The following is a 21,486-nucleotide window of genomic DNA, read 5'->3' as shown; positions in this document are numbered from 1 at the left end:
GGTGTCGAGTCCTTCGCCGTTCTCCCGCAGGACGACCGTCACGCCCTTGCCGCGATCCGATCAGCCCCTCCGGCTCGCCCTTCTTCAACGTACCCCTGATGGCTTCTCCGATGTCTGCACGGAACCGGGGCACCGTCCCCCTTCAGCTTCTTGTACTTCGTGAAGTCGCGGCTTCGGTAGTTTGGTCCGGCACAAATCGCAGTACAAGGGCACAGGGAGGGGCGAGCATGACAACCGAGGCATACTCGGAATCCTGGCGACAGCTGATCGACCTGGCCGGTCAGGGGAGAGAGCGTGCCGCGACCGGTCGCATGTCGTTGGCGTCGGCGGGCGGTTCGGGCAGCGCGGCTTCCAGCAGCGACCTGGAGCACAGCGACGGACCGTGGACGACCGCGGCCGGCGTCGCCGAAGCCTTACGGACGAGCACCACGACCGCGAAGGGCAGGCTGACGTCCGCTCATTCGGGTGTCACGGCGGCTACCGAGGGCCTGTCGAGTGCGGGCGTACTGAAGTCGGTCCTGACCTCCTGGGAGGACCGGCTGAGCTCCGTACGGGACGAGTGCGGAACCCTTGCCCCGAAACTGCGCCGGGTCGGCAAGGACTTGGGAGAGCGGGACGCGAAGGTGAAATCCTCGCTGCGGGGAGTCGACGCGCCGAGTGATCCGAAGGAGAAGTGATCGGTGTGCTGACGTGGCAGCGATTACGCGACCTGAAGTGGTCGGAACTCCAGGACGCGGCGGACGGCTGGGGCGAGGTCAGCAACCGGGCCGACGTGGCTCGCGACCGGGTGAGCAATGAGATGACGAACCGGCTCGCGAAGTCGCAGAAGGGCGAGGCGGCGACGGCCGCACTCGGGCGGCTGAAGCGGCTCGACCAGAACTTCGACCACATCTACACGGAGTGCGGGCTGGTCCGTACGACGCTGAACAGCCTCGCCTTCGAACTGAGCGGTGCGCAATGGCGGTTGAAGGACGCCCTGGAGGACGCGGCGAACCTGAGGTTCACCGTGCACGCGGACGGATCGGTCAGTTACCCGGCCGGTGGCGAGAACATCATCGACGGCAAGGAGCTCCCCGGCGGCAGCACGAGCGGATCGCCCCTGAGCACGCCGTACGGCCCCTCGCTGGGAGCCGCCTCGGGCGCACCACCGCTGGCCAGTCCCAACCCCAACCACACCAAGGCCCAGGCCATCGCCGACCGTATCCTGCGGGCGGTCAACGAGGCCCAGGACATCGACACCCGCTTCAGCGAAACGCTTGGCAGGCTCAAGGCCGCCCCCGGTCTCACCGTCGACAAGAGGACATGGACGGACGCCGCCGCGGACGCCGCGACTGTGCGGGGCGCGGCGGACGACTACTTGAAGAAGGACATCCCCGACGACAAGTCCCCGGCGGAGCGCAAGGCCTGGTGGACGTCCCTCACGCAGGAGCAGCGTGAGGAGTATCTAGCGGTGTACCCGAATGAGATCGGCAACTTGGACGGCATCCCCTCCGAGGTGCGCGACACGGCCAACAGGGACAACTTGCAGCTGCTGATCGGCAAGCTGGAGGGGCAGGACGGGGAGAAGGCGCAGGCCCAGCTGGCGGGGCTGAAGTCGATCGACAAGCAGTTACGGGCGGAGCCGGAACCAGGGGTGCCACGCATGTACCTACTGGGCATCGGCGACGAGGGACTAGGGCGCGCCATCGTTTCCTTCGGCAATCCGGATGCGTCGAGGAATGTGTCCGCCTATGTTCCGGGACTCGGGACGTCATTGAACGAGGCGTTCGCGCGCAACGATGTGCAGCGAGCTCGCGATACTGCCAAGGGCGCGATGCGATACGACAAGTCCAGCGCGGCAATCGTATGGCTCGGATATGACGCACCGCAGCTGCCCGCCGAGAGACTGATCGACAATGCGGGCGTGATGTTCGAACGAGATGGCAAGGTCGGGGCCGTCGCGTACAACGAGTTCATGGCTGGCATCTCGGCCACGAACCAGAACCCTGACCCGCATGTGACCGCCATCGGCCATTCGTACGGCTCGTTCACCGTGGGACAAGCAGCGCAGCGGGACGGTGGCATCCCGGGAGCCGATGACATCATCCTGGTCGGCAGCCCCGGCACCGGCGCGGATTCCGCCGAGGACCTTGGGGTCGGCAAGGGCCATGTGTACGTCGGCGCTGCTGACAACGACCCGGTGACCATGCTGCCGAGTGAGGACGAGGCGAGTGCTCTTGGCGCCGGTGTGGCGGGCGGCGCCTCCGTCGGAGCCTCGCTGGGGCTCGTAGGGGGCCCGATCGGCGGCGCAGTCGGTGGCGTGGCGGGCGGTGTCGTCGGTGGCATTGCCGGATACGTGTCGTCGGAGGACGAGAGTCAGCTCTGGTTCGGTACGGATCCGGCCCACGAGGATTTCGGCGCGAAGCGCTTCCAGGTGGCCGACGGCCCCCGTCCCCTCATGGACAGGGAAGGGCTCACGCCTGCCCACTCGGACTACTTCAACCCGGATAAAGACGCAGAGTCGGCTCGCAACATTGCCAAGATCGTCGCTGGCCGAGGCAACAATATTTCGACCGAGGAGCCCCGATGAAGCTGCTTCGTATTGTTCTCGTCGCGGCGCTCGCGATCGGTATGGCCGGATGCTCCAGTCCGGATACATCAGGAGCGCAGGGGAAGGAAAAAGACGTGGTCAGCAAGATCAGTCTGCAGGAAGCAGCCGAGAAAGCCGACGCGATCATGCTGGACACCATGACTTCGGTGCGTCCAACGTTGAACTGGGTGCACGACGCGTCCACGGCGAGTGGGTGTGGCGACTACACCATCGACGGCAAGGAGACGGGGGCTGTCACACGGCGTGCCGCAGTGATGACCATTGTTGCGGAGGCCAGACGCGGGAGTCTGCTCGGCGTGGTGGAACGGCACTGGAAGGAGCAGGGCTACACAATCACCAGCGTGGACAGCGACAAGGAGTTCCCGGCCATCGACGCCAGGACTGCGGAGAACTTCCAGGTGAGTGTCGCGGTGGGTGACAAGGGCCAGTTCTTCTTCGACGTCGTCACCCCATGCTTCATCGATTCAGAAGTCGCCTCGCCCAAGACGAAGGCCAACGGGACTCCTTTCGAAGGGGCGGATGTCCCTTATCCCTCCGTCCACTCCGACTTCTGGTCGGCGAATACTCCGCCCCCGTCCCCCTCCCCCTGAAGCAGCATGGACGGGCGATGCGCGCGGGCCCGGGACCCACAGCCAGGTCCCGGGCCCCAACCCGACGAAGGCCGGTTCAGAGGCGCGTCCCACGTCCGTCGAGGCGCCGACACGGCAGTACCGCCCACGACTTGACCCCTCGCTGCGGCGGCTCCGCCTCCGTCGTACCCCACTCGCCCCCGCAGTCGCCGACGCACGCGGCGAGCAACCAGAGCGCGTCCCGGCGGCGTGCCGCGCAGAGGCTCACGTCGTCGGGGTCGGTGTGGCGCGGATGCTCGTCCCAGAGGACGAGGCGGACGGCGCCCGCGCGGTGGCGGAGGGAGAGGTAGAGCTCCCGGCCCGGCGTCAGTTTGACCGCCGTGCCGATCAGTTCCGTGGCGGCGAGTACGGCCAGGTCCGCGTACGGCGCGAGCCCGTGCACGGAGAGGGCGGACCGGATCGTCGTACGCGCGGTGGCCGCGCAATGCGGTTCACCGGGAAGGGTGAAGCTGTAGGCCAGGCCCTCGGGGCGGGGCGGCCGGTTGCGGCGGCGGCCGGCGAGGCCCGCGTTGGCGAGGACGGGTTGGGCCAGCGGGCAGTGCGTGGCGCGCGTGAGCGGCATGGTTGTCTCCCTCGGACGGGTGAGTCGGGTGGTTCTCCGCGACGCGGCTGAGCGGTGGCTTGTCTCCCTGACGCGGGACCGCCCCTCCCAGGGAAGGAGCTGCGGGCAGGACCGCGTGATGCACTTCCAGCTCACCTGCGTGAGCGATGCGTTACTGACTGTAGGGCATTCGGGAGTACGTGTACTACTCTTCTGTGGATGTCGTCAGGCCGCGGTGGAACGGGTAAGCACCCCACCGGCAGACTGAGATCACTCAGGCAGGAATGACCAGGAGGGGCGGAATGCCGCCGAGGAGTTCACCTACGGAGCGTCAACGCCGGCTCGGCGCGGAGTTGCGGAAGATGCGCCTGGCGGCGGGTATGACCACGGAGTTCGCTGCCGGGCTGCTGGAGGTTCCTCGCACCAACGTGCCCAACATGGAGTCCGGCCGCTCCGGGCTCAGCGTCGAACGCGTACGTAGGCTCTCCGGCAACTACGGATGCGAGGACAAGGCCCTGGTGGACGCCCTCGCCTCGATGGCGATGGCCAGAGGCAAGGGGTGGTGGGAGGCGTACCGGGGCGCCCTGCCTCAAGGGCTCCTGGACATCGCCGAGTTGGAGTGGCATGCCACGCGCCTGAGCACGCTCCAGACAGTTCACCTGCCGGGGCTGCTGCACCTGAGCGACTACGCACGCGCCGTGTTCTCCGCCGTCCTCCCTCCGCTCCCCACGTCCGATATCGAGCTGCGCGTCGCCCACCGTCTTGAGCGCCGCCGGGTGCTCGACCGGACCGACCCGGTGCGGTACGTCGGCTACGTCCACGAAGCGGCGCTCCGTATGCAGTTCGGCGGGCGCCGGGCCACCCGCGAGCAGCTTCGGCATCTGTGCGCCATGTCCGAGCGCGAGAACATCGAACTACGCATACTGCCCGTTCAGGCCGGGGCCTTCCCGGGCGCCGGTCATGCTGTCCTCTACGCCGAGGGACCGGTGCCGCAATTGGACACCGTTCAGCTCGACTCGGCCCATGGCCCCGTATTCAGCCACGCCGAGGGCGAACTCGCGAAATACCGCGCGCATTTCGCTTGGATGGAGACGCACGCTCTGAGCACCGAACAGTCGCGTGACTTCATCCACGGGATCGCACACGAGCTCTGAGAGGTCGACATGTCGGAGATCCACTGGGAAGACGCCTTCTGTGGCGAAGGCAACAACTGCTTCCGCATAGGCACGGACGACGACGGCAACGGCTACATCTCCGTACGCGGCCAGGAGGACCACTACCTCACCGACAGCCGCGACGCCCTGCGCACTCTGATCCGCGAGATCAAGGCCGGCAAGGCCGACCACCTGCTCTGACTGCTCCGACTGCTCCGAGCGCGTACGCGCCGAGGGGGCGGGTCCGCGAACCGGTCGCGGACCCACCCCCTCGGTAAGTGAGCCGGAAGGCTACGAGCTCTCCCCGCGCGGGAAGGAGACCTCCACGCGACGGTTCTTCTTGCGGCCTTCTTCGGTGCTGTTGTCCGCGATCGGGTACTGCTCGCCGTAGCCGCGGATCTCGAAGGTGATCCCGGCGGAGGTCAGTTGCTGCTGAAGCACACCGTGCACGGCTTCGGCGCGCTGCTTGGAGAGCACGTCGCCGTGCGCGGCGGAGCCGAGGTTGTCCGTGAAGCCGAAGACCCGGACCTTCGTCGCGCTCTGCTTCTTGATCTCCTCGGCGATGGCGGCGATACGGGAGTTCGCGGCGGCCGACAGCTTGGCGCTGTCCTTGCCGAAGAGGACTTCGGCCTGGAGCGCGAACTTCACGTTCTCGTTCGTGTCCTCGCGGCGCTCCTCACCGCCCTCGGACTCGACGACCGAGATGATGTCGAGCACCTTGGCCGGCGCGAGGGTGGCACCTGCCCGGAGCTTGAGACCGGAGGACTTGCCGTCCACCTGGGGTGGTGGCGAGGTGGACTCCGTACCGGGCGGGGTACTCGGAGTCTCATCGGCACGCGCCCCCGCGGCCATGGTGAACTGCACACTGGTGAAGAGCACGGCAGCGGCGACAACCGTCACCGCCGGGCGCCTGGAGACCCTGCGCACGCGGGATGTCGTGGCACCCATCAGGAGATCTCAATCGTGGCGGTGGGCATCATCGGGAGCTGGAGGTCGACCTGTGTGGTGGAGTCAGGAGGAGCGGGGAACTGAGCGAAGATGGCGACCTTCTCATCGGGCTTGACGTTCACGACGCCCGTGGTGGTCAGTGGATAGCCGTCCGTGTCGCGCAGCACGTAGTAACGCTTCTTCTCCGCCTTGTCCACGACCGTGAAACCGGCGAAGGACCTTCCCGTGCGGGCTACTTGGGTTTCCCTGCCGTTCCAGCTGACCGGCGCGTACTCCTGCTTGGAGCCCGTGTTCGTGAGGGTGCCGTTCACGGTGAGGAAGCCGCCCTCGTCGCGCTCGGCGGAGTGGATGATGATTTCGAGCCCGTTGGCGGCGCGCATGGTCGCCAGGACCTGGCTGGTGTCCGGTGTCTCACCGCCGGCGCCGTCGTCCTTCGGAGTGCTCGTACTCGGGTTGGCGGACGCGGAGCCCTCGCCATCCTCCTTGGCACCGTCCCCCCCGCCACCGCCACAGGCCGTCAGAGAGACGGTCAGCGCGGTGGCCGCGAGGGCCACCGCCGCAGCCCTGCGCGCCTTCGCTCCGTGCCACATACTCATGAGTGCCATTCCTTTGCGTTCGCTCGCGGTCAGTCCTGGGCCAGTCGGACGGAGAATAGATCGGCCATGTCCGGGAGAAGGTCAAGATGCTCCGGATCGATGTCCCAGGGCGTGCTGCCGCCGCAGTCGAGCGTGCCCGGGGACGCCGGCTTGGCGTCGTCCGAGTCCTCCGACTCCTCCCCGTCCTCAGGCTGCTGCTCTTCCTCGGCGGGCTCGAAGCTGCACCGGGGTACGACAACCGCCGTGGCCACGGCCTCGGCGTGCTTGTCCTCGGTCTCCGAGAGGATGTTGGGGCCCATCGGCTCCTGGGTGCGGACACGGACCCGGAAACCCCACCGGCCATCGTCCAGTTGCCGGCATTCGCCCGGCAGCACATCGGCACCGTTCTGGTCGGCGAACCGGGTCGCGGCCTGGCAGCCGCCCTCTGTGCCGATCGGGTCGCCGTTGAAGACGTCATCCAGAAATTCGGGGTCCAGCAGTCCCGCCAGGAGACCGTCACGGAACAGATCACGTGACTCCTGGGCCGCCGCCAAGGCAGCGGCGTCCGCGGCTCCCTGAGCCTCATTGCGTGTCGCACCGGCCTGACCGACCGCGAAGAACGCGAGCGCGAGAAAGAGCAGGCCCGCCACCATCGTGATGTAGATGGGAGCGGCCTGCCCTGACTCGCTGGAAGTGCTACGTGTCACTCCCCGCCACCGAGGATCTCGCCGACCTTCTCGGTCAGCCCATCGGCGATGGTCGAAGCCACGTCCGTGCCGACGATGGCCGCGATGATCAGCGCCACCAGCACGATCACACCGACGTACTCGACAGCGCCCTGTCCCTTGTCGCGACGGGCCTTCATCGCCGTGACGGCCGTGTTCGCCCAGGTGCCGACGTAGACCTTGGTGGCGGTGGCGGCCTTCAGCGTGATGTTCGACATGGTGTTCTCCTCCGGTGTCGGCCGGCCGCGTACCGGCCGACTCGTACGAGTCTTTGTTGTCGTTCGCGCTGCCGGCTTCCTCCTGGCCGGTGTCGCTGGCGACATGAGAAAAGTACGCCGGGGAGGCAGCCTCCGACATGGGCCTCAGGGCCCAACCACGGACCCAATAAGGGGATTGGGCCCTGCCCTCCGCCGTCCCCTCCGCTGCCCCATCCACCGTCCGTGCGGCCCGGTGGGCGTCTGTGCGCTCAGCCATGGCCGGCCGGCCTTCCCTGGGCAATCCCATGCCAGAGGGCGATGGCCTCGCCGCGGCTGCCCGCGTTCAGCTTGGTGAAGATGCGGTTGATGTGGTTCTTGACGGTCTTCTGGCTGATGAAGCAGGCGGCGGCGATCTGCTGATTGGTCATGCCCGACGCGATCAGATCCATGATCTCCACCTCCCGCTGGCTCAGTTCGGAGTACGGCCCCTCGGGGTGCCCTGCCTGTGGCCCCCGAGAAGAATGTCCCACACCAGCTTGCGAAAGCAAAGACTCTGAAGGAGATTGTTGCGAGTTCAACTCTTGATCAACATGCCCTGGCTGGGCGTTCATTGAGGGAAAGGGCGGAACAGGGTTGGACGGTGTGCCGTATGCAGGTGCAGATGGTTGAAGCGCTGCCGCAGGGCGATACCCCGAGCCCGTGAACGCCGTGCCCAGGCCCTCCGGCAGTCCGGCCGGCCCACCGCTGGACCCGGGGCCGTTCCGTACCGTCGCCAGCAGCGCGCTGGAGGCGGAGTAGGTGAAGTGGGCCCGGCCCTGCTTGATGTCGCGTACGGCGTGGACCAGTTGGTCGGCCGTGAACTCGCCGTGGACCAGATAGCCGCCCGCGCCCAGTCTCAGCGCCTCGTGGACGATCTCGCTCTCGCGGCTGTACGTCATCATCAGAACCGGCGCCAGCCGCACCAGATGCGGCAGCGCGGAGATGCCGTCGACTCCTGGCATCCGTACGTCCAGCAGAATGACATCGGGGCGGTGCTGTACGGCCTGTTCGTACGCCTGGCGGCCGTCCGATGCCTCCGCGACGACCTCCAGGTCGTCACGTCCGGAGAGCAGGACGGTGAGTCCCGCCCGTACCACCGGGTTGTCGTCGGCGACCACGACGCGCAGGGGCGGCGCGGCCGGCATCGCATGGGGGAAGTCGGGGAGTTCTCCGGATGCCGCCGGCGGTGCGGATGTGGGGACTCCGGCTGTCTGTTCCGAGCTCAGCGGTGTGGCGTGCGAGGACGTGTGCTGCGATGCGTGGGCCTGCTGTGTCCAGTGCTGCCCGGAGCTTCTGGAGGTGTCGTCCGGCATGGCTGCGGCCTCCTCTCAAGGTGTGGGAACGGTGGCTGGTCGGTGCTGTGTGCGGGGCCTTCGCTGTCAGTTCAGTTGTGGAGCGGGGTGCGGTTGTGGGGCCGGCCGGCTGTCATGGGTGACTCGCAGTGCGGTGAGCGGCAGTTCCAGACGTACTTCCGTGCCCGTCGCGGCCCGGCCCTTGCCGATCCGGATACGGGCCCCGATGGAAGCCGCACGCTCGACCATGCCGACGAGGCCGAAGTGGCCGGCCCGCCGCAGGTCGTCGAGGGTGGTGCCCGGCGGCAGACCTTGTCCGTCGTCGTACACGCTGATGCGCAGGAGATCGCGGACGACCCCGGCCGAGACATTGACATAGGTCGGGTTCGCGTGGCGGTGCGCGTTCTCCATCGCCTCGCTCGCGATCGTCAGGGCGTGCCGGGCGACGGCGTGCGGAATGGGCGGCACGGTTACCTCACCGAGATGCCCGAAGGTCGCCTCGACGCCATGGCGGCGGGCGAAGTCCTCGGTGCGGGAGCGCAGTTCCGCCAGTACGTCGACCCCGCCGTCCAGCCCGGACTCACGCCGCAGATCGGAGAGCAGTTCCCGTGACTCGGCGGCGGCACGCCGGGCCGAGCGCGCCACCAGCTCCGCCTGATGCTTGACGGTGAGGGGGTCCATCCGGTCCGCCGAATGCGCCAGACCGTCCGCCGCCAGGGCCAGACCATGGAGCGTCTTGGCCACCGAGTCGTGCATCTCCCGGGCGAGCCGTGCCCGTTCCTCCTCGACGGCGCCGTGCACCGCGAGCCGGGCGCGGGCCTCGGTCAGGGCCTGGCTCGCGGTGCCGAAGCCCAGCATCAGACTGCGCAACGTACTGCCGATCGCCCCCGCGATCACACAGAGCCCCGGCAGGAGAAGGGCGCTGAACCCCGCCTCCGCCTCGCTGTTCACGGTGTACGCGACGGCCACGATCAGTGACTGGAGTACGGCGAACAGCGCCGCGCCGCGCCAGCCGTACACCAGCCCGGCGAGCAGCGGGGTGCACATGGTGACGTACGCGAGCGTCGAGTCCGGGGACGCCGTGATGAGCAGGAGCGCGCCGAAAAGCATGTCGGCCGCCAGCAGCACGGGATGGCGCAGCAGGAACGGCCCGAAGCGCTCCCAGTCGCGCAGCAGCACGTAGGAGAGCATGAAGGTCACGATCACGGCCGAGCCCACGAGCCAGGTGGCGAGGCCCGGCGCGGTACGGGCCAGGGCGAAGGGGGCGGCGAGCGCGATCATGGCGAGCCGGAAGCCGAACACCTGACGGCACAACGCCTGGAGAGCGTTGACCTGGATCGGGAGAGAGGGCACATGGCTCGGGGCCGCTGTGGCCGAACGCGGCACCTCATTGGTGTTTCCGCCGGTGAGCGTGAGCGTTTTCTGACCCATCGAGATCACCTCCCCTTCGGAGGAGTGCGGTCGGATGGTCGGACATGTGGATGGCGACGAGGTGACGTCCTGTCGAACTACCCGGAGAGAATGCTTCCGAAATCGACGTTGGAGCCGTAGTAGAAGCTCAGAACGATCAGGATCATGGTGGCCGGCAGCATCACCATGGTCACCACGAGCGTGCTCTTCGGTACCGCCTGAGCGGCGCTGCGCCGGGAGTTCTGGGCGTCCGCGCGGCGCATGTCATTGGCGATCTGTATCAGTGTGTCCACGATGGGAGCACCCAGTTCCTCGCCCTGCTGGAGCGCCGTGACGAACATCGACACCTGCTCCGAGGCATTGCGTTTGCGGAGTTGTTCGAAGGCTTCCCGGCGGCTGACGCCCATGTCCATCTGGCGCAGGGTGATGCTCAGTTCGTCGGCCCAGGGACCGGTGTACTTGTCGGCGACGCGCTCCAGCGCCTGGCGGAAACCGAGCCCCGCCGAGACGACCACGGCGAGGACGTCCAGGAAGTCGGGCAGCGTGCGCTCGATATCCGACTTACGCCTGCGGATGGCCGCCCAGATGATCACATCGGGCCAGGCCAGACCGTACGCCACCGCGACGAGCCCGACGACCGTCTGGCCCCGGGAGACCATCGCGAGTGCCGCCAGCACGCCCAGGGCTCCGTAGACGGCCCGGCGGGCGGCGAAGCGGTCGACGGTCATACCGCCCGGGTTGCCGGCCATGTCGAGCCGACGGCGCAGGGCTTCGACCCGCTTCGGGCCCATCATGCCGAGCACACTGGGGGCCCAGCGCATGCCGAGCCGGTCGATACCGGATCCCACGGCGGTCGTCCGCGTGGCGCCGACCTCCAGCGCGACCGCCAGGTCGCTCGGGAGCTTGGCGTCCGCACGGTACATACGGATGCCGTGGAAGACGCCGTACACGGCCAGCCCCACGGCGACCGAGAGCAGAAGTCCCATCATGTGTCCTCTCCCGCCTCAGACCTGGACCCGGGACAGTCGCCCGATCAGGAGATAGCCGACCGCGTACATGGCGAAGGCGACGCCGGTGCCGATCTGGCCCAGCGTCGAGCCGGTCATCTTGTCCAGCGCGCCCGGCGTCGTGGTGTTGATCATCAGCAGAAAGCCGAGGCCGAGCAGAGGGACCGCGAGAGCGGTGACCTTGACCTGGGACAGCATCGTCGTGACCTCACGGCGGGTCTCCTTGCGTTCCTCCAGGGTCTCGGTGAGGTTGCGCAGGGAGGTGACCACCTGGCCGCCGGCCCGGCTGGAGAGCACCAGTGTCGTGACGAGGACGACCAGTTCGCGGGACGGAAGGCGGTCGGCGAGTTCGCCGAGTGCGTCGTCCAGGCTCTGTCCGACGGCAAGCTGGTTGGCGACCCGGCGGAGTTCCTCGCCCGCCGGGTCGTCGAGTTCCTCCGCCGCCATCTCCAGGGCGGTACGCAGCGCCAGACCTGCCTGGGTCGCGTTGGCGAGCACGCGGGTCAGCTCGGGCAGCTGGCTGATGAAGGCTTCCGTGCGCTTGGTGCGCTGCCAGTTGAGGAAGGCGTTACCGCCCCAGACGCCGATCAGCGCCGCGAGCAGGCCGAAGAACGGCGCGAATATCGCGCCGATCACGAAATACAGGGCGAGCAGACCGGCGATCACATAGACGACGTACTCACCCGGCGTCAGATCGAGGCCGGTGGCGGCGATCTTGCGCTCGGTGCGCTTGCCCAGCTGGGTGCTTCGCAGTTGGCGGTCGACAGCGGCGAAACGACGGCGTCGGCCGGTCGCGTTCGCGATCTGCCCCGTATGGGACATACGTTCGACGAGCGCCTCCCGCTGGGCCTTGCCCGACGAGTAGACGTGCACGCCGATGACCGCGAGCACACAGGTGAGCAGTGTGACACCGATCGTCAGGAGCGGGAGATTATCCATGTCGTGCGGGGACCTTCTCGATGGACGGGGGAGGGCTCTGGGGCTCTGGGCTCTGGGGCTCTGGGTGGGGTCGGCGGGACGTGGGGGTGAAGCGGTGAGTGGTGTCAGGCCGCCGTCTTCCGTACGGCCAATTCCTTCTCCGACTCCGCGGTCCCGAAGGCCGGTGGTACGGATTCGCTTTTCAGATGCAGGCGTTCGGCGATCCGGCGCGGCAGCGGGTAGTACTCGAACTTCCCGTGCACCCGCCCGTCCGGCGCCATGGGCTGGGCGATGAAGCGGCAGACCGAGACGATCCGGTACTCCTCGCGGCCGTGCGAGTCCACGATGGCGATCTCGGTCACCCGGCGGGAGCCGTCGGCGTGCCGGGTGAGCTGCACGATGACATCGACGGCGCTGTTGATCTGGTCCTTGATCGCCACGAACGGGATCTCGACCTCCGACATCGATGCCAGGGTCTGGAGTCGCATCAGCGCGTCCTCCGCGCTGTTGGCGTGGACGGTGGCCAGGGAGCCGTCGTGGCCGGTCGACATGGCCTGGAGCATGTCGAGCGTCTCGCCGCCGCGGACCTCACCGACGATGATGCGGTCGGGGCGCATACGCAGGGAGTTGCGTACGAGGTCGCGGATGGTCACCTGGCCCTTGCCCTCCACGTTCGAGGGGCGGCTCTCCAGCGTGATCACATGGGACTGCTGGAGCTGGAGCTCGGCGGAGTCCTCGATGGTGACGATGCGCTCGCCGTCGGGGATGAGTCCGGAGAGGGAGTTGAGCAGCGTCGTCTTTCCCGTACCGGTGGCTCCGGAGACGATCACGTTGAACTTCGCGCGCACCAGTCCGGCCAGCAGGATCATCATCTGCTCGTCCAGCGAACCGAGGCTGATCATCTCGTGGAGGGTGAAGGCCCTCGGGAAGCGCCGGATGGTGAGGATCGGCCCGGTCAGCGAGAGCGGCGGAATGATCACGTTCACTCGCTCGCCGGACGGCAGTCGGGCGTCGACCATTGGATTCGCCTCGTCCACCCGGCGGTTGACGGTGGAGACGATGCGCTCGATGGTCTGCATCAGCTGCTCGTTGGAGGTGAACCGCATCGGCAGCTGCTCCAGCCGGCCGCCGCGCTCGACGAAGACCTGGTCCGCGCCGTTCACCATGATCTCGCTGATGGAGGCGTCTTCGAGCAGGGGCTCCAGGATGCCGAGGCCAAGGGCCTCGTCGACGACCCGGCGGATGAGCTGGGACCGCTCGACGGTCGAGAGGACCGGGCCCTCCCTGCTGATGATGTGGCTCAGGACCCGCTCAAGGCGGGCCCGGCGCTCGGCCGCGGCGAGCGCGGACATCTCGGCAAGGTCGATCTCCTCCAGGAGCTTGGCGCGGTAGACCCCGACGAGAAGACTCTCCTCGCTGTGCCCGTTCGTCGGCTCGGGGCTGTTGATGCGCGCCCGCAGGCTCATGTCCTCAACTCCCAGGTTCTGCTGGTGTGCTCGGGTGGTGCGGTGATGCGTGTGTGGGTTGGTGCGGCGGTACGTCCGTGACCGGCGTGCGGCCGGACGGCCGGGTCAGTCGAGAGGCATCGTGGCGCTCCTCCGGGCCTTGGGGAGGAGGTCTTTCATGATGGGCAGGATGACCGGGACCGTGATCTCCGCGGTCACCGTCACCTCGTCGCCGTTCACGCGCGGTTCGGGGATGTCGACCTCCAGCCACTCGCTCGTCGCGGCCTTGCCGGCCGCTTCGGCCGACATGGTGACATCGTTGTACGACTCCGCGCGGGCCGCCGCCCGTGCCGCCGTACTCGCCTGCTGTACGGCGTACCCGGCCAGCCCGAGCTGGATCGCGGCGAGGGCGACGATGAGCAGCAGCGTGATGACGCCGACGTATTCGAGGGCGACCTGTCCCCGTTCGCGCGCGTCGCGCGCTGTGCGCTTCACCATGGGTCAGCTCTCCCTCACGGCCGAGGCCCGGCCCGGAACGGTGACCGGGATGTTGAGGCCGGGGAAGAGCACCGGCACGTCGAGGTTGACCTCGGCCCTCACCAGATCCACGCCGTCGTCCTCGCAATGGATCTCCGCGGTCCAGGCCCCGGGAAGGTCCTCGGTCCCGGCTCGCTCGCAGTCCGCGTTGGCCGACTCCGGCTCCGCCACCGTGTACGCCCGCACCGCCTCGTCCGCCGCGTTGCCCGCGAGCGAGAAGGTGTAGCCGACCAGGGCGGCCTGCCAGAGCAGGATCACCGTGGCCAGGATGACCGGGACCATGCCGACGAACTCGACGGCGACCTGCCCCCGGTCGTCGCGAAGCCCCGGCCGCTCAGCGCGCGAGCGGCCGCCGCCCGGTCGGGTGGTCGGCCGCGTGGCCGGCAGGGTGGCCGGGTCCTCTTCGTATCTCTGTGATCGTCGTGCGTCTGTTCTTGGGACACTCATGCTTCAACGCTCCCCCTCCGGCTGGTGGGCTGGCCTCATCAGTCCTGCTGCCTCGATCGTCCGCGCAGGACCCCGACCGATCCGCGGTCTCCCTTGAACTTGGTGTTCTTCTCCCCGCCTTCGGACGTTTTCACCAGCCCCAGTTCCCCGGCCAGTCCCCACATCGCCTGCTTCACCGTGGACTTGGACTCCAGGTCCTGCATCCGGCCGGCGTCGACGGCGGCCTGCAGTTCCTTGAAGTTGGCCGGGATCGTGACCCGCGCGACGCGGGTGCTGGTGATCCGTTCGATCAGTGGCGGCTGGATCTCGGTATTGCGCGTGTGGCGGTTGACGACTATCACGGTCTCCTCCGCCTTGCGGATCTGGAGCCGGTCCCACAGCCGCACCATGCGCTTGGCCGCCCGGACCGACACCACATCGGGGGTCGTCAGCAGCAAGGTGGTGTCGGCCATCTCGATCGCGGCGGCGTTGGCGCTGTTCATCTGGGTGCCGCAGTCGACGACGACGACCTCGTAGCGGTTGCGGAGCGCGCTGACGATCTGCCGTACGGACCGTTCGTTGACCTCCTCGCCGCGCTCCCCCTCCCCCGGCGCCAGCAGCATCCCTATCCCGCTCGGGTGGATGTAGACGGCGTCCTGGAGCACCCGGGGAGATATGTCCTGGATGGAGGCGAGGTCCACGATCGACCGCCGGAACTGCACATCGAGGTACGAGGCGACGTCGCCTGCCTGGAGGTCGAGGTCCGCGAGCGCGGTGTTCATGCCGGACGCCCGCGCCGCCAGGGCCAGCTGGACGGCGACCGTGGTCGTACCGACGCCGCCCTTCGCGCCGCTGACCGTGATGACCGTACCGCCGGGGCCGGTGAACACGTCGGCGCCCTGGCCGAGATGGCGTCGTACCCCCACCGACCAGGCCGCCGCCGCCTGCACGCGCTGGGCCAGTTCCTCGTACGAGAGCGGCAGCCCGACCAGGCCGCGGGCGCCGGAGTCCATGGCGGCCGCGAAGAGGCCGGGGCCGGCGTCCGTGGTGACGAGGATGACCCCGACGGCCGGGAAGCGGAGGGCCACTTCCCGGATCAGTTCGAGCGCCGGTACCGGACCGATCCGTTCATGGACCAGGACCACTTCCGGCAGTTCCTCGATCGACTCGGCGGCCAGCCTGGCCAGGGTGTCGATCAGCGAGGTGGAGTCACCGACAGGTGCGGCCGGCTCGGCGTCGGGGAGCTGGCTGAGCAGCGTCGTGATGGACCGGGCGGCATCGGCGTCCCCGACGACCGGCAGGATTCTGGTGCTCATGCGTCCCTCACTTGTCCCCTTCGAGGGTGTAGGTGTTCTCGCCCGGGCGCAGCGTGGTGGGGCTGCCGTCGGCGAGGAGCGCGAGGCGTACGTGCTTTGCGAAGGACTCGGCGTACGCGACGCGCTGGGCGTCCTTCGTCTTCAGCGCGAAGGTGATCGGCACGGCCTTGGTGGCCGCGCTGCGGCTGCTGTTGCCCTCGTCGGGCTGTAGTGCGGTGAGCTTGCCGACGTCGAGGACCTTGGCGTTGGGGACGATGATCCGGGACTGGGCCTGGCCGTCCCGGTTGTCGGCGGCGAAGGTCGCGAAGATATTCACCAGGTCGCCGGGGAGGATCTTCCCGGCGACACCGGTCGACGCGTCGATCATGATGGCGATTTCCTGCTCGTCATTGGCGAGCGCGGGCCGATTGACGATCATGTCGTCCTGGAGCAGCGAGCCCTGCTTGAGCTGGGTGACGGCGATCTTTCCGTTGACGACGGCCAGATCGGTCACCGCGTTCTCGGAGAGCCAGCGCTTGGGCATGCTGATCTTCTCGAACTGGCCCTCGTTGAGCGGGGTGTACGGAGCGACGTCCGCCTTCAGCCGGTACGCGGCCACCTCGGGTCCGACCTTCGAATTCACGTCGCTTATCACGGAGAGGACACCGGCGAACGCGGCGAAGGCGCAGAGGACCGAGAGGAGAAGGAGTATGACGCCGCGGCGTTGCCGTGAATTCATGAGCGGGACAACCTCGTTCGGGTGACGTGAGTGTGAGGGCGGGATGTGTGACGGCGGGATGTGTGACGGCGGGATGTGTGACGGCGGGATGTGTGACGGCGGTATGTGTGACGGCGGTATGTATGAGGGCGAGCCGTGCGGGCGGGTTGCGAGAGCGATGTGTGAGATCTGTGCGTGAACCCGGAGCGGGGGAGTCTGCCGTGCGGATGGGGGTATCGGGAGTCGGGGGAGGACGGGGAGGAAGCAGGACCCAGGGGGCCGGAGGGACGCGAACGGAGCGCTCCCGTCGGCGCGCGGCGCCACGCCGCCGCGCTTCCGCCTAGGTGGATGTTCCGCGGTTCAGGACACCCGCGGCGCCCATTTGGTTCTCGGGCGGCGTGAGCGGCGCGGAACAGAATCCGCAGCGGTCACCTATGAGTTCGATACCGCACCAGGAACACACCTCTCTTCGTACGGAGGAGACCAACTGATAGAGAACGGAGATATCGGGCAGAAAGGCGGCGAACTCAACCATCTTGGAAGTCCCCCACCAGCGCCGTGAATCCGCCGGGAGGGCACAGTCCTGGATTCCCTGGACCTGCCACGCGGGCGCGAGGGTCTTGGTCACCCAGTCGGACTGCGACTGCCCCTTCGCGACGAGCAGTTGGGTCCCGAAGTCGGGACCCGCGAGTTCACCGGACCCGCCGATCTTGATCAGCTGGGGCGTCGGGTTGGCGAGCACCCCGAACTGGGAGCCAGGCACCCAGGACTTCGCGTGGGTCTTGAGGCTCACGGGCACCCGGTCGAGCCTGGTCACGGAGTTGAGCAGCGCTCCGGCGTAGATGTAGTGCGAGAGCAGCCGGGCCGCGGAGGCGACGATTCCGGCACTGAAGTCACAAATGGACAATTGCCGTAGCTGGCGCACGAGCACGGCCACGCCGAGCGGCGGCAGATCAAGTTTGAGAAGCGCGATCCGGTCGGTCTCCAGGACCGACCTGACGGTGTGCAGACGTCGTTCATGAGCCGCCGTGATCGACGCGGGATAGAGCGCCACGACATAGCCGTGCTGCTCCACGAGGACCTGCGTGTCGGCGAGCGCGGCGTCCAGTGGCTGGGCGTCGGGTGACTGGAGCAGCGCCGCGGTCGGCGTCTGCTGGTCCGTCGGTGGTAGCACCAGATCAGGACTGGTGACAGCAATCGCGGTCGGCACGCTGGTTCCCCGTTCGGCTCCGGCCGCCGGAGTCCCGACGGCCGCAGTTCTCTCCTGCTGGGTGCTTCTGCTTCAGCACTTTATCCACCTCGTACTGTGCAGAGAACACCTATCAGATGACGATGCCAAGGGTTCGGGCGGCAACCTCCGGCAAAGCCGGACGAAGCAGTCAGCTGTTCACTGCCGTTTCAACTAATATTTCATTTGGTCGAATTCCGCATCCAATCGCTCGGCTTTGGGCCCGAGTTGGGCCCAGGGACCCACGAACGGGCATGACTCGCGCCCGTACGCTCCCATTCCGATTCCGCGTGCGAAAGGCACTCGGTCACGGAGGGGGACGGGCCGGATGAAACGCCGGATGAGACGCCCGACGGAACGCCGGACGGGACGCCCGATGGAGCGCCGCACGGGACGCCCGACTGGACGCCGGGCGGGACAACCGACGGGCCGCCGCACGGGACGACAGCTGCCACCGGGGCACGGGCGTGACCGAGGGGCCACGGCCACCGAGTACGCGGGCGTGATCGTGGTCGTGGCGGCGGTCGTCGGGGCACTGGTCGGTACGGGAGTCGACCAGACCCTCGCCGACGGCCTGCGCTGTCTCATCACCTTCAGCGGCCCCTGCGACACGGGCGGCGGCGGGGAACGGGACCAGTCCGCGCCCAGGACCGACGCCGACTACGAGCCGCCGCTCTGCCAGATCTCCTCCGTCACCGACAAGGCGGGCGCGAAGGCGAAGGTCCTCTTCATCGAGTGGGGCGAGGAGTACGGCTTCCAGCAGACGACGTTCCGGTCCAACAAGGACCTCAACAAGGACGGCAAGGTCGACGCGAATGACCGGCAAGTCATGATGACCTTCACCGACGCCGCCTCCGTCGCCGCCAAGAAGGACTGGAAACCGGGCGCGAAAATAGGCAAGTTCGGCGCCGACAAGGTCGAACTCGGCGCCGGAATCAAGGTCACCAACGGCGACACCTGGGTCTTCGACAGCGAGGAGCAGGCCAAGTCGTTCCGTGACGACATCGAGGAACTCAAGACGTACGAGCTGGCCAACCGCAACACCAACGCGCGCGGCGGCGGCCTCGGCAACAGCATCCTCTACCTCTTCGGCAAGGGCCCGATGGCCAAGGAGGAGGAGCTGCGCGAGCGTATCGAGGAGAAGCTCGGCAACCGCCACATCAGTTACGGCAAGGTCGGCCTGGAGGCCAGTGCGGCGGGCGGGCTCAAGCTGACGGCGGGCGACGAGAAGAAGCTGAGCGCCACCCTCGGCGGCAACTTCAAGTTCTCGCCCGAGGCGACCTGGACCGACAACGACTTCAAGGGCACGAAGGCGTACACGTACAGCGCGGCCGTCGAGTACGGCGGCAAGGCCGGGTACGAGGCCGGGCCCCTCAGCGGGGACGCCTCCGCGTCCACCACGCGGACCGGCACGATCACCGTCACGCACGACAAGAAGACCGGCGAACTGCTGCGCATCGACATGACCCGCACGGTCGAGAAGGGCGCCACGAAGGACGGCGCGAAGATCGGCGGGGACAACGGCAAGGGCGGCGACGACAAGCGCGGCGGCAGCGGCGGGGCGAAGGGCACCGACGGGTCCACCGGTATCGAGGTCGTCACCAACTCGGTCGTCATCCCGCCGGGCTCGGCCGGCGACAAGCAGCGCGGGATCGCCCAGGAGTGGCTGGACGGCCACGGCGACAACGCCGCGCCCTTCACCTACATGTTCGACGACCACGCCCCGACGAAGCGCCCCGGCGCGGACGATCCGTTCGGGCGGCTGCTCTTCGACGAGGGGCTTTCCAGCCGGACGAACTACACCGGCGCGACGGAGGCCGCGGAGTACGGCTTCGAACTGAACCTGGGACTCAGCCTCGGCTTCTCGGTCTCCACCGAGAAGAAGGAGGAAACGCTCGACAAGGCGCAGTTCCTGGGGGCACCCCATGGGGACAGCCGCACCTATCTCCCGTACAGCTACTGTGCGAACTGACCCGGCCGGCGACAGGAGCACACCAGCCATGAGGACACCCGCCACAACCACCCCGACCGCCGCCCCGACCAGCCCGAACGGCCCGAGCACCGCGAACGGCCCCAGCGGCCCGAGCACCGCGACCAGTGGGAAATCGCCCCGGTGGCCGGCCGTGGCCGCCGCCTGCGCCGCCGTCGTCGCACTCGCGGCCGGGTGCGGTACGGACACGACGGCCGGCGTGGTGCCCGAGGGGTGGGGCACGCTCAAGACCTCGGCGGTCACGGTCGCACACCCACCCGCCTTCACACCGCAGAGCGCGGGTGAGCGGAGCGAGTACAACGCGGCGGCTGCGACCCTCGCGGAGGACGGCAAGGACGTCGGGATGATCACCGTCCAGCTGGACTTCACCAACGCCGACTCGGCGGAGGAAGCGGCGATCGGCGCCGAGGCGGGCATCGCCCTCGGCTCGACGCTGGGCAAGCAGCGGAAGATCGAGGTCGCCGGCCCCGAGGGCAGGACGGAGGCACGGCGCATCGACTTCGAGTTCACCGAGAAGGGCTCCCGGATCAAGGGCATGATCGTCGCGGGTCTGGACTCGGCGAAGAAGTCGTACGCGGTACGGGTCGACGCGGCCAAGGGGAGACTCGGTGACGGCGATCTCACGAAGATCATCGACTCGATCACCCTCAAGTAGGCGGCCGACATGGACATACCGGGCGGTGACTACGTCTTCTTCGGGGGCATGACCCTGCTGTTCGGCTGGCTGGCGGCCCACTACGCCCGGCGGCTGGCGGCGGTGACGCGCGCGCGCCGGGCGGGCGGCCGGGCGCCCGGCACCTGCGTACGGATCGAGAGCGAGCCGTACAACCGCTCGGACGCGCGCCGGTACGTCTTCACCTTCCGCACCACGGACGGGCGGAGCGTCGAGTTCGAGGATCTGGCGACGGGCGCGGTGCGGGTGGGTTCGCGGGTCACGGTGGCGTACGACCCGGCGGCCCCCGAGCGCACCGCGACGGTCGCCGGGCGCGGCAACTGGTCGCCGGTGGCGCAGTACGTACTGCTGGTGACAGGGTGCGGGCTCGCGGCGGCCTGCTTCGCGGCGGTGCTGGTGTTCACGGCGATCTGAAACACATCACGGCGATCACGACATGTCAGTGCGGTCCGAGACACGTTGTCGCGGTCCGAGACATGTTGTCGCGGTCGGAGACATGTTGTCGTGGTTTGGGACGCGCCGACCGGCCCGGGGCACCGCGGCTCCCGGGCCCTGGAAATCGACAGCGAAACGATCTGAGACACGGGGATTCGATGCACGGCGATCTGTTCACCCACCCGTTCGGAGGCGAGAGGCGATGACGCGGTACGACTACCCGAGGGCGCCCTCGCGCCGGGACGACGGCGGCGGAGCGCCGGTCCTCGCGATCGTGCGCGCGTGGGCGGCCGGCATCGTCATGCTGCTCATCACGGAGTACTTCCAGGCCACGCTGGTCTACGACTACCTGGCCTCGGACGAGAAGCTGGAGACGTTCCTCGGCCGCCTGCTGCTGATCCATCTGCCGAACGCCGTCTGCGTCGCCGTCGCCGCCTGGGCGGCGGGACGCGTCCATCATGAGCCGTTCCGCGACGCCACGGCGCAGCATCTGACGGCGGTCCTGACCGTGCCGGTGGCGGCGCAGGCCCTCAACCTGTCGCTCCAGTGGCGGGATCTGGCGGCCGAGGGGCTGCTGATGTCGAACGCGGTGCTGGTGGTCGGGTGTGTGACCGGTTACGCGGTGGAACGGCTTCAGGAGGACTGACGCCTGGGGCCGGCTCCGGAGGACTGACGGCTGGTGCGCCGCGCCGGAGTAATGGCACCTGGAGGGCC

General features: G+C 68.1%; 24 protein-coding genes. 9 read left to right on the top strand and 15 right to left on the bottom strand.

Going from position 1 to position 21,486, the window contains the following annotated elements:
- Positions 1–227 precede the first annotated feature (227 nt).
- From ACFRMN_RS18305 to ACFRMN_RS18295, 3 genes are read left to right on the top strand one after another with little or no spacing between them, the layout of a single operon-like run.
- Entirely contained in the window at positions 228–677 is a 450-nt protein-coding gene (locus ACFRMN_RS18305; RefSeq protein ID WP_383020394.1) for a hypothetical protein, read from the top strand.
- Positions 674–2,569 carry an alpha/beta hydrolase gene (locus ACFRMN_RS18300; RefSeq protein ID WP_383020392.1) on the top strand — a complete coding sequence of 632 codons (1,896 nt, stop codon included), beginning with the start codon at positions 674–676 and terminating at the stop codon, positions 2,567–2,569. The genes ACFRMN_RS18305 and ACFRMN_RS18300 overlap by 4 nt, the downstream gene beginning before the upstream one ends.
- Positions 2,566–3,180 (top strand): hypothetical protein, encoded by a 615-nt coding sequence (locus tag ACFRMN_RS18295; RefSeq protein WP_383020389.1) that lies wholly within the window; start codon positions 2,566–2,568, stop codon positions 3,178–3,180. Before ACFRMN_RS18300 ends, ACFRMN_RS18295 begins: the two co-directional genes overlap by 4 nt.
- A 76-nt stretch (positions 3,181–3,256) precedes the next feature.
- On the opposite strand, the gene ACFRMN_RS18290 is transcribed toward ACFRMN_RS18295, so the two are convergent.
- Entirely contained in the window at positions 3,257–3,781 is a 525-nt protein-coding gene (locus ACFRMN_RS18290) for an ATP-binding protein (protein WP_383020387.1), read from the bottom strand.
- A 281-nt stretch (positions 3,782–4,062) separates the two neighbouring features.
- Here ACFRMN_RS18290 and ACFRMN_RS18285 point away from each other — a divergent pair, with 281 nt between their 5' ends.
- Both ACFRMN_RS18285 and ACFRMN_RS18280 read left to right on the top strand, forming a co-directional pair.
- Positions 4,063–4,914 (top strand): Scr1 family TA system antitoxin-like transcriptional regulator, encoded by an 852-nt coding sequence (locus ACFRMN_RS18285; protein WP_383020384.1) that lies wholly within the window; start codon positions 4,063–4,065, stop codon positions 4,912–4,914.
- Positions 4,915–4,923: 9 nt separating this feature from the next.
- Positions 4,924–5,115, top strand: a complete 192-nt coding sequence (locus ACFRMN_RS18280; RefSeq protein WP_383020381.1) for a hypothetical protein — start codon at positions 4,924–4,926, stop codon at positions 5,113–5,115.
- 90 nt (positions 5,116–5,205) lie between these two features.
- Here the strand turns inward: ACFRMN_RS18280 and ACFRMN_RS18275 are convergent, their stop codons facing one another.
- The 14 genes from ACFRMN_RS18275 to ACFRMN_RS18210 all read right to left on the bottom strand — a co-directional run bounded on the left by ACFRMN_RS18275 (position 5,206) and on the right by ACFRMN_RS18210 (position 17,656).
- Positions 5,206–5,862, bottom strand: coding sequence for an OmpA family protein (locus ACFRMN_RS18275; protein ID WP_383020378.1), 657 nt, complete (start codon positions 5,860–5,862; stop codon positions 5,206–5,208).
- Positions 5,862–6,458, bottom strand: a complete 597-nt coding sequence (locus tag ACFRMN_RS18270; protein ID WP_383020376.1) for a hypothetical protein — start codon at positions 6,456–6,458, stop codon at positions 5,862–5,864. Before ACFRMN_RS18270 ends, ACFRMN_RS18275 begins: the two co-directional genes overlap by 1 nt.
- Positions 6,459–6,487: 29 nt before the next feature.
- Positions 6,488–7,144 (bottom strand): pilus assembly protein TadG-related protein, encoded by a 657-nt coding sequence (locus tag ACFRMN_RS18265; RefSeq protein ID WP_383020373.1) that lies wholly within the window; start codon positions 7,142–7,144, stop codon positions 6,488–6,490.
- Positions 7,141–7,380, bottom strand: a complete 240-nt coding sequence (locus ACFRMN_RS18260; protein WP_249948079.1) for a hypothetical protein — start codon at positions 7,378–7,380, stop codon at positions 7,141–7,143. The genes ACFRMN_RS18265 and ACFRMN_RS18260 overlap by 4 nt, the downstream gene beginning before the upstream one ends.
- A gap of 248 nt (positions 7,381–7,628) precedes the next feature.
- Positions 7,629–8,711, bottom strand: coding sequence for a response regulator (locus ACFRMN_RS18255; RefSeq protein ID WP_383020370.1), 1,083 nt, complete (start codon positions 8,709–8,711; stop codon positions 7,629–7,631).
- 66 nt (positions 8,712–8,777) lie between these two features.
- On the bottom strand, positions 8,778–10,121 hold the full coding sequence (locus ACFRMN_RS18250; protein ID WP_383020368.1) for a sensor histidine kinase: 1,344 nt from the start codon (positions 10,119–10,121) through the stop codon (positions 8,778–8,780).
- A gap of 77 nt (positions 10,122–10,198) precedes the next feature.
- Positions 10,199–11,086: a DUF5936 domain-containing protein gene (locus tag ACFRMN_RS18245; RefSeq protein ID WP_383020595.1), complete on the bottom strand. Its 888-nt coding sequence runs from the start codon at positions 11,084–11,086 to the stop codon at positions 10,199–10,201.
- An 18-nt stretch (positions 11,087–11,104) separates the two neighbouring features.
- Positions 11,105–12,046 (bottom strand): type II secretion system F family protein, encoded by a 942-nt coding sequence (locus ACFRMN_RS18240; RefSeq protein ID WP_383020365.1) that lies wholly within the window; start codon positions 12,044–12,046, stop codon positions 11,105–11,107.
- Positions 12,047–12,150: 104 nt separating this feature from the next.
- On the bottom strand, positions 12,151–13,491 hold the full coding sequence (locus tag ACFRMN_RS18235) for a CpaF family protein (RefSeq protein ID WP_383020363.1): 1,341 nt from the start codon (positions 13,489–13,491) through the stop codon (positions 12,151–12,153).
- Between the two features lie 105 nt (positions 13,492–13,596).
- Positions 13,597–13,968, bottom strand: coding sequence for a TadE/TadG family type IV pilus assembly protein (locus tag ACFRMN_RS18230; protein ID WP_383020360.1), 372 nt, complete (start codon positions 13,966–13,968; stop codon positions 13,597–13,599).
- 3 nt (positions 13,969–13,971) lie between these two features.
- Positions 13,972–14,454, bottom strand: a complete 483-nt coding sequence (locus ACFRMN_RS18225) for a TadE/TadG family type IV pilus assembly protein (protein ID WP_383020357.1) — start codon at positions 14,452–14,454, stop codon at positions 13,972–13,974.
- Between the two features lie 38 nt (positions 14,455–14,492).
- Positions 14,493–15,749: a CpaE family protein gene (locus ACFRMN_RS18220; RefSeq protein ID WP_383020355.1), complete on the bottom strand. Its 1,257-nt coding sequence runs from the start codon at positions 15,747–15,749 to the stop codon at positions 14,493–14,495.
- A 7-nt stretch (positions 15,750–15,756) separates the two neighbouring features.
- On the bottom strand, positions 15,757–16,467 hold the full coding sequence (gene cpaB, locus ACFRMN_RS18215; protein WP_383020352.1) for a Flp pilus assembly protein CpaB: 711 nt from the start codon (positions 16,465–16,467) through the stop codon (positions 15,757–15,759).
- A gap of 319 nt (positions 16,468–16,786) precedes the next feature.
- On the bottom strand, positions 16,787–17,656 hold the full coding sequence (locus ACFRMN_RS18210) for a hypothetical protein (protein ID WP_383020349.1): 870 nt from the start codon (positions 17,654–17,656) through the stop codon (positions 16,787–16,789).
- A gap of 520 nt (positions 17,657–18,176) precedes the next feature.
- On the opposite strand from ACFRMN_RS18210, the gene ACFRMN_RS18205 reads away from it, so the two are divergent.
- The 4 genes from ACFRMN_RS18205 (at position 18,177) to ACFRMN_RS18190 (ending at position 21,418) form a co-directional block, all read left to right on the top strand.
- The gene (locus ACFRMN_RS18205) at positions 18,177–19,646 is read left to right on the top strand and encodes a hypothetical protein (RefSeq protein WP_383020346.1); all 1,470 of its coding nucleotides are present in this window, start codon (positions 18,177–18,179) and stop codon (positions 19,644–19,646) included.
- Positions 19,647–19,674: 28 nt separating this feature from the next.
- On the top strand, positions 19,675–20,319 hold the full coding sequence (locus ACFRMN_RS18200; RefSeq protein ID WP_383020344.1) for a hypothetical protein: 645 nt from the start codon (positions 19,675–19,677) through the stop codon (positions 20,317–20,319).
- Positions 20,320–20,328: 9 nt separating this feature from the next.
- Entirely contained in the window at positions 20,329–20,751 is a 423-nt protein-coding gene (locus ACFRMN_RS18195; RefSeq protein WP_383020341.1) for a DUF3592 domain-containing protein, read from the top strand.
- Positions 20,752–20,974: 223 nt separating this feature from the next.
- Positions 20,975–21,418, top strand: a complete 444-nt coding sequence (locus tag ACFRMN_RS18190; RefSeq protein WP_383020339.1) for a hypothetical protein — start codon at positions 20,975–20,977, stop codon at positions 21,416–21,418.
- Positions 21,419–21,486 lie beyond the last annotated feature (68 nt).

Origin of the sequence: Streptomyces sp. NPDC056835, from assembly GCF_042789485.1 — a bacterium.
GTDB lineage: Bacteria > Actinomycetota > Actinomycetes > Streptomycetales > Streptomycetaceae > Streptomyces.
The sequence above is the reverse complement of the archived record's forward strand: the minus strand, read 5'-3'. Positions and strand labels throughout refer to the sequence as shown.

Coding starts and splice junctions, on each gene's coding strand:
- ACFRMN_RS18305 (WP_383020394.1), top strand. CDS start 228: ATGACAACCGAGGCATACTCGGAATCCTGGCGACAGCTGATCGACCTG.
- ACFRMN_RS18295 (WP_383020389.1), top strand. CDS start 2,566: ATGAAGCTGCTTCGTATTGTTCTCGTCGCGGCGCTCGCGATCGGTATG.
- ACFRMN_RS18290 (WP_383020387.1), bottom strand. CDS start 3,781: ATGCCGCTCACGCGCGCCACGCACTGCCCGCTGGCCCAACCCGTCCTC.
- ACFRMN_RS18285 (WP_383020384.1), top strand. CDS start 4,063: ATGCCGCCGAGGAGTTCACCTACGGAGCGTCAACGCCGGCTCGGCGCG.
- ACFRMN_RS18280 (WP_383020381.1), top strand. CDS start 4,924: ATGTCGGAGATCCACTGGGAAGACGCCTTCTGTGGCGAAGGCAACAAC.
- ACFRMN_RS18275 (WP_383020378.1), bottom strand. CDS start 5,862: ATGGGTGCCACGACATCCCGCGTGCGCAGGGTCTCCAGGCGCCCGGCG.
- ACFRMN_RS18270 (WP_383020376.1), bottom strand. CDS start 6,458: ATGAGTATGTGGCACGGAGCGAAGGCGCGCAGGGCTGCGGCGGTGGCC.
- ACFRMN_RS18260 (WP_249948079.1), bottom strand. CDS start 7,380: ATGTCGAACATCACGCTGAAGGCCGCCACCGCCACCAAGGTCTACGTC.
- ACFRMN_RS18255 (WP_383020370.1), bottom strand. CDS start 8,711: ATGCCGGACGACACCTCCAGAAGCTCCGGGCAGCACTGGACACAGCAG.
- ACFRMN_RS18250 (WP_383020368.1), bottom strand. CDS start 10,121: ATGGGTCAGAAAACGCTCACGCTCACCGGCGGAAACACCAATGAGGTG.
- ACFRMN_RS18245 (WP_383020595.1), bottom strand. CDS start 11,086: ATGGGACTTCTGCTCTCGGTCGCCGTGGGGCTGGCCGTGTACGGCGTC.
- ACFRMN_RS18240 (WP_383020365.1), bottom strand. CDS start 12,046: ATGGATAATCTCCCGCTCCTGACGATCGGTGTCACACTGCTCACCTGT.
- ACFRMN_RS18235 (WP_383020363.1), bottom strand. CDS start 13,491: ATGAGCCTGCGGGCGCGCATCAACAGCCCCGAGCCGACGAACGGGCAC.
- ACFRMN_RS18230 (WP_383020360.1), bottom strand. CDS start 13,968: ATGGTGAAGCGCACAGCGCGCGACGCGCGCGAACGGGGACAGGTCGCC.
- ACFRMN_RS18225 (WP_383020357.1), bottom strand. CDS start 14,454: ATGAGTGTCCCAAGAACAGACGCACGACGATCACAGAGATACGAAGAG.
- ACFRMN_RS18220 (WP_383020355.1), bottom strand. CDS start 15,749: ATGAGCACCAGAATCCTGCCGGTCGTCGGGGACGCCGATGCCGCCCGG.
- cpaB (WP_383020352.1), bottom strand. CDS start 16,467: ATGAATTCACGGCAACGCCGCGGCGTCATACTCCTTCTCCTCTCGGTC.
- ACFRMN_RS18200 (WP_383020344.1), top strand. CDS start 19,675: ATGAGGACACCCGCCACAACCACCCCGACCGCCGCCCCGACCAGCCCG.
- ACFRMN_RS18195 (WP_383020341.1), top strand. CDS start 20,329: ATGGACATACCGGGCGGTGACTACGTCTTCTTCGGGGGCATGACCCTG.
- ACFRMN_RS18190 (WP_383020339.1), top strand. CDS start 20,975: ATGACGCGGTACGACTACCCGAGGGCGCCCTCGCGCCGGGACGACGGC.